Here is a 10,477-nt window from a genome sequence, read left to right on the forward strand (position 1 = left end):
ACCGACTACACGCGAATCGACAGGTTCTTTTTATCATCGCTCCAGTTGCAGGCATTGCGCGCAGGGCATGCAAAGCAGGCGCGCGACGCTTTGTCGGCTGCATAAAGCAGACGCTCAAGCGGCTGGCTGTTCACGCGCAGCTTTCGATGACCCAGAATGGCCGTCTTAATGGCTGCGGCATCTGCCGGCTCAAACGCCACGTCTTCGGGCATGCCGCCGAGAATCGCATCAGCGACGCGTTCGCTTGCAACATCATGGGATATACCCGATTCATACTGTTCATCTTTGCCGATATCGTGAAGAAGTGCCGTGGCATAGATGACCTCGCGGTCAAATTCGAGTTGCTCCTCAAGATTCTTGATCCACATAATGCGCGCGACATCCAGCAGATGGTCAATACCGTGGCGGCAAAAGATGCGCCCCGATTCCAACTGCGCAATGTTGCCCAGATGCCGCCGGAACAGCCCGTTGGCACAGATGTAGTCAATGCGAGGCATGGCACCAAAGGGGGTCAGGCCCGAAGCCATAAAGCCACGACGCGGCGTTCCCTCATCGGTCTTCGATGCAAAGTCGTTGACGACCCTCATGGTTAGCGGCCCAGCATCCTAAAGAATCGCTCCTCGAGCGACGGATCAGTCTCAAAGACACCGCGACGAGCAAGCGTTACGGTCTTGGTGCCGGGCTTTTGCACGCCGCGCATGGTCATGCACATATGCTCGGCTTCCATCAGCACGATTGCCCCTTGGGGGGCAAGATATTCCATGAGGGCATCGGCAACCTGTGTACACAGCTGCTCCTGCAGCTGCAGACGACGGGCATAGACCTCAACCGTGCGAGCAAGCTTAGACAGACCCGCCACGCGGCCGTTAGGGATATAGCCGATCGCAGCCTTGCCATAAAACGGCAGCAGATGGTGCTCGCACAGCGAGTAAAACGTGATGTCGCGCTCGATAACTAAATCGTTCGAAGCGACGGCAAAAGTTTTGGACAGGTGCTCCTCAGCGCTCTGGTCCATGCCGCCGGCAATCTCGCCATACATGCGGGCGACGCGTGCCGGCGTCTCCAGCAGGCCCTCACGAGTTGGGTCCTCGCCTATGCCCTCAAGCAACAGCTTTATGGCGGTCTCAACTTTTTCCTGATCGACCATCTAGGCCTCACTCTTCCGATTTTGCGTTCGCGCTATGGTACCACGCCCTCCGGCATCGGCCACAAGCTACATAGTATGGGTCGAATAGACCGGATCGTCTCGCCAAAGCTCCACAGCGTCGCAAAGCGAAACGCCCTCGCGCGCGGCACGAGTGCGCGTGGCGTTCATGTCGATCACCCGCTGATTACTCGAACCCCTAAAACGCAAGGAGATATCGTACAGGTCTTGAACGAAAGGGCCGTCCACCAACATATCGAGGCAGGCAAGGATACGGTCCGTCGCCTCGGTATGATGACGGCCGCCCGGCATAAGTTCCTCGAGCACGTCGCCGGTAAAGCACCAAATGGTCTTCCCCGACTCCACAGGATAGGCAGCACGCACGCGTTCGATAAATTCAACGAGACCCGCCTGATTCTCGGGCTCCATCGGCTCCCCGCCCAGAATCGTCAGTCCATCAATAAAGGGATGGTCGAGACTCTCGATAATCTTATCCTCGACGGCGCGATCGAATGGCTCGCCCGCGGCAAAGTCCCACGCGACGGAGTTAAAGCAGTTCTTGCACCCACGACGGCACCCACTCACAAACAGAGAAGTACGAACACCTTCCCCATCAGCAATGTCGAAATACTTAATGTTCGCGTAGTTCATAGATAACTCTCCCGGGAGGCCGGGACATATCATCCCGTCCTCAAACATTCTCGGCCTGCGGCCTGCGAAACTGCGGGCGGGACGATATGTCCCGGCCTCATGCAAAGGGTAACTCAATGAACGAAGCGAACATCGAGTATAGGGTTCGAGGTCTAATAAAAACTTTGTTGCAGCTCAACCGTCATCACAAGCAAAGCGTTGTTGCAAGTCAACTCATTTCCGCTAAGAACTTCGAGGGGTGAGCAGGCCGCATACTGCATCTCAGCTACGTCAACTTGGCCGCCCCGTAGCGAGGCCCCGGACCTTTGCTCGATATGAGTTCCGCACGAACAGGAGGCGCCAGTGGCGCCTCCGTCGTGAGCCAGGACTGTCCGAAATAGCGAGTAAAGGTCCGGGGCCTCGCTACGGGGCGGCCTGGGATGGTTATTAGAGATGCAGCACGCGGTCGCGGATCTCCTCGGTTCGACCCTGGTTCCAGAATTGGGTACCGATGTAGCCGCACGTACGACGGGCGACGTTCATCTTCTCCTGATCGCGGTTGCCGCAGTTGGGGCACTCCCACACCAGCTTGCCGTCATCTTCGACAATCTTAATCTCACCGTCGTAGCCGCACACCTGGCAGTAATCGCTCTTGGTGTTGAGCTCGGCGTACATGATGTTGTCGTAGATGTACTGCATCACGCGAATGACAGCCTTGAGGTTGTCCTGCATGTTGGGAACCTCGACGTAGGAGATGGCACCGCCCGGCGAAAGCTGCTGGAACATGCCCTCGAACTTGAGTTTGTCGAATGCGTCGATCTCCTCGGACACGTGGACGTGATAGCTGTTAGTAATATAGCCCTTGTCCGTCACGCCCGGAATAATGCCAAAACGGCGCTGCAGGCACTTGGCGAACTTGTACGTCGTCGACTCCAACGGCGTGCCGTACAGCGAGAAATCGATGTCGCTCGCGGCTTTCCACTCCGCACACTTGTCGTTCATGTGCTGCATGACCGCCATGGCAAAGGGCGTGCCCTCCTTCTCGGTGTGGCTGTGGCCCGTCATGTACTTGACGCACTCATACAGACCGGCATAACCCAGACTAATGGTGGAGTAACCGCCCACGAGCAGCTTGTCGATCGTCTCGCCCTTCTTAAGGCGCGCCAGGGCACCGTACTGCCAAAGAATCGGCGCGGCATCCGAAAGCGTGCCCATCAGGCGCTCATGACGGCACAGCAGGGCACGGTGGCACAGCTCAAGGCGCTCGTCGAAGATCTTCCAGAACTTGTCCATGTCCTGATGCGAGCTCAGCGCGACATCGGGCAGGTTAATGGTCACAACACCCTGGTTAAAGCGGCCGTAGTACTTGGGCTTGTTCGGATCATAATTGAGCGCGTTGGCCACGTTGTTAAAGCCGTTGCCCGAGCGATCGGGCGTCAGGAAGCTGCGGCAACCCATGCAGGTGTAGCAATCGCCGTTGCCCGCGGTCTCGCCCTTCGACAGCTTAAGCTCGCGCATCTTCTTCTCGGAGATGTAGTCGGGCACCATGCGCTTGGCGGTGCACTTCGCAGCCAGCTGAGTCAGGTAGAAGTACGGGGAATCCTCGTAAACGTTATCGTCCTCGAGCACATAGATAAGCTTGGGGAACGCCGGAGTGATCCACACGCCAGCCTCGTTCTTAACGCCCTCATAGCGCTGGCGAAGCGTCTCCTCCACAATCATGGCAAGGTCATGCTTCTCCTGGGGCGTACGGGCCTCGTTGAGATACATGAAGACCGTCACGAACGGTGCCTGGCCGTTCGTGGTCATAAGCGTCACGACCTGATACTGAATCGTCTGGACACCGCGGCGGATCTCGTCGCGCAGACGATCCTCCACGACCTCGCGGACCTTTTCGGGAGATGCGGAAACGCCGAGCTCCTCAAGCTCGCGAGCAACCTCGCCGCGAATCTTTTGACGGCTCACCTCGACGAACGGGGCGAGATGAGTCAGCGAAATCGACTGGCCGCCGTACTGGGAGGAAGCAACCTGGGCGATGATCTGCGTCGCGATGTTGCAGGCCGTCGAGAAGCTGTGCGGCTTCTCAATCAGCGTACCCGAGATAACAGTACCGTTCTGGAGCATATCCTCCAGGTTCACCAGGTCGCAGTTATGCATGTGCTGGGCAAAGTAGTCCGAATCGTGGAAGTGAATCAGGCCCTCGTTGTGAGCATCCACGATCTCCTGGGGCAGCAGCACGCGCTGCGTCAGGTCCTTGGAAATCTCGCCGGCCATGTAGTCGCGCTGAACGGAGTTGACGGTCGGGTTCTTGTTGGAGTTCTCCTGCTTGACCTCTTCGTTATTGCACTCAATCAGCGACAGGATCTTGTCATCGGTCGTGTTCTTCTGGCGCTTCAGGCTCTGAACATAGCGGTAGATGATGTAGTGGCGAGCGACCTCGTAGCAGTCGAGACGCATGATCTCGTCCTCGACCAGATCTTGGATCTCCTCGACCGATACGGTGTGACCGGCCTTCTCACATGCCTCAGCGACGTTTTGTGCTGCGTAGATCACCTGGCGGTCGGTAAGGCGAGAGCCTTCCTCGACCTCCAAGTTTGCGGCGCGGATCGCATTGACGATCTTATCGATGTCAAAGGTAACCTCGGTGCCGCTGCGCTTGATGATCTTCATCCTCTTGCCTCTTTCGCATCGTAGCCTCATTGCGCTTCAGAGCCAAACGATGCCCGGCAGGGTTTGGCCCTGTCTTGCGGCGCCGTTACGCAATCTGTGTTCTCGATAACCATAGGCCCTCATGCGGACAATCCTCGCAGCCAATCAAGGGGCTCAAAGATCCATCCAAATGGGGCGAATAAGGTCCTCGTTCTCTGTCCGTCATCTATCATACGACAAAGAGGCATCTATATCCTGTATTCTTTTTTTAGGTCAAACACAACATATAGTGTTTCAGCAGGTCAAAGCAATTGGTCAATTTGCAGACGCATTATAAATGAAGGCCTCTTGGCAGACTGCTAAAACGTTATCAACCCAACTACCTGCACAGCAGTTTTGAAACCCCCTCAACCGTGCCGCCGCCAAATAGCACCAAAACCAAGCCGCTCACGCCAAAAGAATCCAAAAGATTATGCTTGACCAACATGTTGCGGTCATGATGGGCCAGGACACATGCAATCTGCCGGCACCCCTACGGGATGCGAAGACCATCGCGTACGGACCTTGGATCAATATTTGATGACTTATTTGGCGGCGCGCTTGGTGGCAAAAAACAAAACAGCCCAGAGGACATAGCCTCTGAGCTGCGAACATTTGGTGGGCGTTAGAAGATTTGAACTTCTGACCTCTTCCGTGTCAGGGAAGCGCTCTCCCCCTGAGCTAAACGCCCAAATGGAGCGGACAACGGGGCTCGAACCCGCGACCCCAACCTTGGCAAGGTTGTGCTCTACCAACTGAGCCATGTCCGCCTGCGAGGATTTAATATACGGGATGATCGCCCCGAATGCAAGAACTATTTTCGAATAATTTGAAAATAGTTCGAGCCTCTGGAACGGATTGACCAATCAGGCGAAAAGAACTGATGACCCACTCCCCCGGCCACAACAGCGAGCGGGCTCCGGGTGCCCCAGGTTGCCGCGAAAGAGGAGGGAAGCGTACTTTATGTACGCGACCGACGATTGAGGGGCAAGATGGGGCACCCGGAGCCCGCGCAGCGTCAACAAAAAACGCGGTTTGTTAGAACCGCGTAAGATAGTTGGAGCGGACAACGGGGCGTCCGCGTATCCGCTTCGCGGATCCGCACCGACTTCGGCCACCTGCCGGCGACCTCGCCAGCTCGCTACAAACGCTCCGCGTTTGCTTAGCGCTCGCTCCCTCTCGGGTTCGAGCCCATGCGATGGGTACGAAAAAGCCCGGCTACCGTGGTAGTCGGGCTGCTGCGTTTGGAGCGGACAACGGGGCTCGAACCCGCGACCCCAACCTTGGCAAGGTTGTGCTCTACCAACTGAGCCATGTCCGCATATGTAAAACAAAACGGGCGCCGGAGCGCCCGGATGTTGCCTGGAGGCGAAGCCCGGATTCGAACCGGGGGTAAAGGCTTTGCAGGCCTCTGCCTTACCACTTGGCCACTTCGCCGAAAAAGGACCGTTAAGAACGGTCCGGAAATGCAATGGAGCGGACAACGGGGCTCGAACCCGCGACCCCAACCTTGGCAAGGTTGTGCTCTACCAACTGAGCCATGTCCGCTTGCGGGTTATTAATTTACGCGAGTTATCCAAAAGACGCAAGTACTTTTTTCAAAAAAGTTGCTCAAAGCAAGTTCACGCAGGGAAATCATGTCAACCCAAAGCGCTAAGCGCGCGATTCCAATGCCGAGCTAAACAGCTTCACCATCCGAACGCGTGTGCCGGCACCATCCGTGCGACGGGTAACCTCCACATTATCGACGAGCATGCGCATAAGCTTGATACCACGTCCGCGTTCCTCAGATGCCACCGGCTCGCTCGCCCCATCGATAGAATAGCCAGCGCCCCGATCAAGCACCTCGAGCACAACACGGTCCCCGTAGGCCTGAACCGTCAGGATACAGCCAACACCGCCCGCATGGTCATACGCGTTACCCAATGCCTCCCCCAGCGCCAATGCGACGTCATAACGTTCATCACGCCTCAGGGGAAGCGATTCGAGAAGCTCGGCCACACGGTGCCGATAATACGGGAGGTTCTCTATGCCTCGCCGCACTTCGACGCTCTTGCTCCATCGTGGCAACTCTCCCACCGGAATAGCGGGAATCGACTCACGCGCCGGACCCGCAACATGAAGGATGTCGACAAGTCGGGCAATCTCCAAAAAGCGAATGACCTCATCGGAGGCGTTAACGAGCGAAAGCAGGCCCTCTCGCCTCATGAGCTCTCTGGCACGTGTAAGCAAAAACGCCAAACCCGTCGAGTCGATAAAGCCCACGGCCTGGCAATTGATGACAACACGGCGCACGCCCCGGTCGATCAGATTATCCAACCGTGGGCGCAGCACGGACACCGAGGCGATGTCGACATCACCCGGTGGCGTCAGAACCGCTATGTCATTCCACTCATTCATACGACCATGGTTCCCCAAAAGAGCTCGCTCGATGCATACGTATCTGCAGCTGCGCAGATTTTGCCCGTCAAGCGTCGCGGCCTACGATCGGCCCCGTAAAAACTCAAGGGAAACCAGCGCGATGTCATCGTCCAACGCCGACTCGGTAAAGCGGTCAAGCTCGCCCAAGACCTTACCGCAGATTCCCGATACGCCCTCACCCGAGACAGAGAGCAGAAGGTCACGAAGGCGCTGCTCGCCAAAGAAAGCACCCGAGCGATCACGTGCTTCGATTGTTCCGTCGGTATACATGAATAGCATGTCACCAGGAGCGAACGTAAACACGCCTGTCTCGTACACCATGCTCTCAAAGGCGCCGATCACGCCCGATTGGCACCCAAGGAGCTCCACTTCTCCCCCTCGGATTTCTCCACCGCCAAGCGGCGTCGACGAGGGCCTAATGACCATAGTGGGAGGATGTCCCGCAGAGCAATAGGTAGCGCGACCCGCTTTAAGATCAATCTTGGCGATAAACGCCGTCACAAACGTCTCGACCCTCGAAAAGCCCATGAGCATGCTATTGAGCGAGCGGGCCATACGGGCGGGCCCAGCACCCTCCCAGGCATAGGCCGTCAGCGCCGTCTTGACGAGCGCTGACATCGACGCCGCCTCGATTCCTTTGCCGGATACATCGCCCAAAATCATAACGGCGCAATCGTCGGGAAGACGGACAAGAGTATAGAAGTCGCCGCCGACCAACGCCGAATTCGTTGCCGAAAGGTATACCGAATCGGTCGCGATACCCGGAACGTCACCAAGCGAATTTCTCATGCCAATCTGGAGGGTCTGAGCGATATGGCGCTCCTCGCGCTTTTGAGATTCGCCCTCGTAGATCAGTTCAAAGTCATGCGCCAAGTGCACCAAGTAGTCATATTCAAGGTCATCAATCGGCTCTTGACTACCGTCACGAAGCAGCAGCGCGCGCGTCGTCGGGCCTTTCGCAACAGAAGCAGGAACGATCGCGTCGTTGCTGTGCTTGCCATCACCCTCAGAGCGCGGGCGCCCCGCCTCGATGCCGGTGTCGACGTAGAGACCCTGGCAAGGCAGACCATGCGCCCTAAGCCAGCCTCCCATAGGCATCGATTCGTCAACGCGAGTTATACGGACGTGTTTAAGATCCTCGGCACTCGTGCCGCCCAAAACAGACGCCTCAAAGCCATCAGAGCCAACCCCCAAACGTGCCGCTGGCGCCGTCGTGGAAAAGAAAAGTTTCTCGGGATCGTCCGGCAAAGCAACGCGACTGCCGCCTTCAAAATCTATGACATAGGAGCCCAGACTGACGTCATACTCAACAGGGCAAAAATGACAGTTGAGCATATTGCAAATCTCGGACGATACCGCCTGGGTAGCCGCAGCGGAATCGTCTAGAAAGGTAAACAACTCATCACGTAAGACATTGAGCGAGCGGCCGAGCTCGGCCGTGCGACGAGAGCGAAGGCTCGATGCCATGCCGACCAGCTGGATAGACAGGTAATCGCAAATGACCTCGAGTACATTAACGTCATAGGCGAGCGGTGCCTGAGGGCGCTTCCAACCAACTTCCAGCACGCCAAGGATCTGCGTACCGTAAAAAACGGGAAGACAGATCTCGCTGCGGTACGGAGGCATATCCTGCACGCGCAACAGGTGCTTAGAACGATTGTCCAGGTCCATGAACATACCGGAGGCAGCCCTATCACCCTCAAGGTCCTGTTGAATCGACAAACGACAGGCACGCGACTCGCGAAGCACATACGTCGGAATGCCAGCGCCATACGGCAAAAACTCGGGCAGGTAGCTGTCGTGCAGCTCCTTGGAAACACCGCGAAGCTTAAAACCGCCGCTCTCAGAAAAATAAATAGCGGCACCCGAAGCATCGAGCGTTCCTACAAGCTGGTTCAAAACGGTATCTAACAAACTAGGCAGCTCATCGGAGCCCACCGTGCTCATAATGACCGACAAAGTGCCCGAAAGGCGCTTATTCGCCACTCTAAGCTCCGAAAGCGCACGCTTGAGCTGGCGGTCGTGCGAGTACTGCTCTTCGATGCTATGAAGCGCCACCAGAACACGCGGCGCGCGGCGCCCAAAAATACGAGGCGGTGTAACCGAGCCGGCACAAACCAAGACGGGAATAAAGGAGCCGTCACTCAGCTTGAGCATCAACTCGCTCTCGGTTCCATTGGTCTCAAAAGGAAGACGATGCTCTGACGCGCGTTCAAATGCTGATGAGTACAAGAGGTCTTTAACGTCCCCGTTGATCACATCGGAACGCTCCTCGCACATCAAGTCGAGCAAGCGGTTATTCACATGCAGAATGGTTCCGTCGAGCTCACAAATGATGACAGCATCGCTCGTGATCTCGACCAGTTGGGCAACGTCCGCCCACTCATTGCGCTCAAGCGTTTCCATCGTGAACCTCACCGTCTATCGGTAACAAAAAAGCCTCCGAAGAGGCTTCTCAAATGCGATGGTGTCGGAGGCGGGACTTGAACCCGCATGACCAAAAAGCGGTCACTAGCACCTCAAGCTAGCGCGTCTGCCAATTCCGCCACTCCGACATGCTATGTTGTTGACTCGCGGTTCGTTTTGTTGAACCCGCGCGTTCAACGAGGAAGATAATAACCTATGTTTCGAGAACTGCGCAAGCACTTTTTTGAAAAAAGTTTACGAATTTGAAAATGCGCAGGTAGATCTATATGTCCGGCCCCGAATCGGTGTTGCCTCCCGGCGCGTCCTCGGGCATGAGCGATATTTTGCTGCGCACTTCGTGCTGCAAAATATCGCTCCCCCTGCGGAATGCGCCGGGAGGCATCACCGATTCCGGCCCTACGTCCACGTACTCCAGGCACCGTTCTCAAACATGTTCTGAGGGCTGATATTAATTTGGTGGCTCGGCCTTGCCGAGCCCTTATATGAAGAGGCCGGAGCCAAGGCTCCGGCCTCACACAATTCCCTATCAGATTAAGCGAGCGATCAGGGAATCGCACCCCCCTGCCGAGTTAACGTAGGGCCCGCCCTGGTGTTACTTTTCAGAACACCCCGCAGGACGCAAGAAACCCCCGCCGCACGAAGTGAACTGCCTCCCATTTCTTGGACATGAGAAATGGGAGGCTTTTTATGCGTGTCGACTTGAGGGTGAAGCACGACATCGAGGCCAGGAAGGCGGCGATCGAGCTCTTCGAGCGAGGCCACGGCTCCGAGTCGGCGGCGAAGGCGCTGTCGGTCCCGCGCGACACCGTGAGACAATGGCTCTACGTATACCGGTCGTTCGGAAGCGAGGTGCTGCTATCCATGGACGGCAAGCAGGCCAGGTACACATATGAGCAGAAGGTCGCCGCCGCCTCGGCCGTGGTCGACGGCGGCATGAGCAAGCGGGACGCCATGGAGGCGTTCGGCGTCATGTCCCTGGCGCCGCTCAAGAGATGGTGCGCGCTCTACCGCGAGGGCGGCGCCGAGGCGCTCAGGCCCAAGCCCAAGGGCCGGCCGAGCGGTTCCAAGGCGAGGCCGCGCACGCGCGAGCAGGAGCTCGAGGAGCGCTGCCGAAGGCTCGAGACCGAGGTGGCCTACCTAAAAAAATTGCGTGCCCTGGTCGAGAGG

7 protein-coding genes and 6 tRNA genes are annotated in these 10,477 nt (G+C 57.0%); 1 reads left to right on the plus strand and 12 read right to left on the minus strand.

All coding sequences use genetic code 11. From position 1 onward, the window contains the following. Positions 1-5: 5 nt before the first annotated feature. The 12 genes from ABCP74_RS01100 to ABCP74_RS01155 all read right to left on the minus strand — a co-directional run bounded on the left by ABCP74_RS01100 (position 6) and on the right by ABCP74_RS01155 (position 9,438). Positions 6-587 (minus strand): HD domain-containing protein, encoded by a 582-nt coding sequence (locus tag ABCP74_RS01100; protein WP_343001061.1) that lies wholly within the window; start codon positions 585-587, stop codon positions 6-8. Positions 588-589: 2 nt separating this feature from the next. Beyond that, positions 590-1,147, minus strand: a complete 558-nt coding sequence (gene folE, locus ABCP74_RS01105; protein ID WP_006234408.1) for a GTP cyclohydrolase I FolE — start codon at positions 1,145-1,147, stop codon at positions 590-592. A 66-nt stretch (positions 1,148-1,213) separates the two neighbouring features. Further along, positions 1,214-1,795 (minus strand): anaerobic ribonucleoside-triphosphate reductase activating protein, encoded by a 582-nt coding sequence (nrdG, locus tag ABCP74_RS01110; RefSeq protein WP_343001062.1) that lies wholly within the window; start codon positions 1,793-1,795, stop codon positions 1,214-1,216. Between the two features lie 426 nt (positions 1,796-2,221). Continuing rightward, positions 2,222-4,444, minus strand: a complete 2,223-nt coding sequence (gene nrdD, locus ABCP74_RS01115) for an anaerobic ribonucleoside-triphosphate reductase (RefSeq protein ID WP_343001063.1) — start codon at positions 4,442-4,444, stop codon at positions 2,222-2,224. Positions 4,445-5,078: 634 nt separating this feature from the next. Beyond that, positions 5,079-5,153 (minus strand) — tRNA-Val (locus ABCP74_RS01120). A 3-nt stretch (positions 5,154-5,156) separates the two neighbouring features. Further along, positions 5,157-5,232 (minus strand) — tRNA-Gly (locus ABCP74_RS01125). A 475-nt stretch (positions 5,233-5,707) separates the two neighbouring features. After that, a tRNA-Gly gene (locus ABCP74_RS01130) sits at positions 5,708-5,783 on the minus strand. Between the two features lie 42 nt (positions 5,784-5,825). Beyond that, positions 5,826-5,899, minus strand: a tRNA-Cys gene (locus ABCP74_RS01135). A 35-nt stretch (positions 5,900-5,934) separates the two neighbouring features. Next, positions 5,935-6,010 (minus strand) — tRNA-Gly (locus tag ABCP74_RS01140). Between the two features lie 105 nt (positions 6,011-6,115). Then, positions 6,116-6,862 (minus strand): anti-sigma factor antagonist, encoded by a 747-nt coding sequence (locus ABCP74_RS01145; protein WP_343001065.1) that lies wholly within the window; start codon positions 6,860-6,862, stop codon positions 6,116-6,118. Between the two features lie 81 nt (positions 6,863-6,943). Then, complete coding sequence (locus ABCP74_RS01150; protein ID WP_343001066.1) at positions 6,944-9,289, minus strand: SpoIIE family protein phosphatase; 2,346 nt, start codon at positions 9,287-9,289, stop codon at positions 6,944-6,946. Between the two features lie 59 nt (positions 9,290-9,348). Next, positions 9,349-9,438, minus strand: a tRNA-Leu gene (locus ABCP74_RS01155). A gap of 577 nt (positions 9,439-10,015) precedes the next feature. Between ABCP74_RS01155 and ABCP74_RS01160 the strand changes: the two genes are divergently transcribed. Then, positions 10,016-10,477 (plus strand): helix-turn-helix domain-containing protein (locus ABCP74_RS01160; RefSeq protein WP_343001067.1); only part of this gene is annotated, 462 nt, incomplete at its 3' end.

It is taken from the genome of Collinsella aerofaciens, from assembly GCF_039062315.1.
Taxonomy (GTDB): Bacteria; Actinomycetota; Coriobacteriia; order Coriobacteriales; family Coriobacteriaceae; genus Collinsella; species Collinsella aerofaciens_BG.

Bases quoted from the DNA above. Each gene is read 5' to 3' on its own strand.
- ABCP74_RS01100 (WP_343001061.1), bottom strand. From the start codon at position 587: ATGAGGGTCGTCAACGACTTTGCATCGAAGACCGATGAGGGAACGCCG.
- folE (WP_006234408.1), bottom strand. From the start codon at position 1,147: ATGGTCGATCAGGAAAAAGTTGAGACCGCCATAAAGCTGTTGCTTGAG.
- nrdG (WP_343001062.1), bottom strand. From the start codon at position 1,795: ATGAACTACGCGAACATTAAGTATTTCGACATTGCTGATGGGGAAGGT.
- nrdD (WP_343001063.1), bottom strand. From the start codon at position 4,444: ATGAAGATCATCAAGCGCAGCGGCACCGAGGTTACCTTTGACATCGAT.
- ABCP74_RS01145 (WP_343001065.1), bottom strand. From the start codon at position 6,862: ATGAATGAGTGGAATGACATAGCGGTTCTGACGCCACCGGGTGATGTC.
- ABCP74_RS01150 (WP_343001066.1), bottom strand. From the start codon at position 9,289: ATGGAAACGCTTGAGCGCAATGAGTGGGCGGACGTTGCCCAACTGGTC.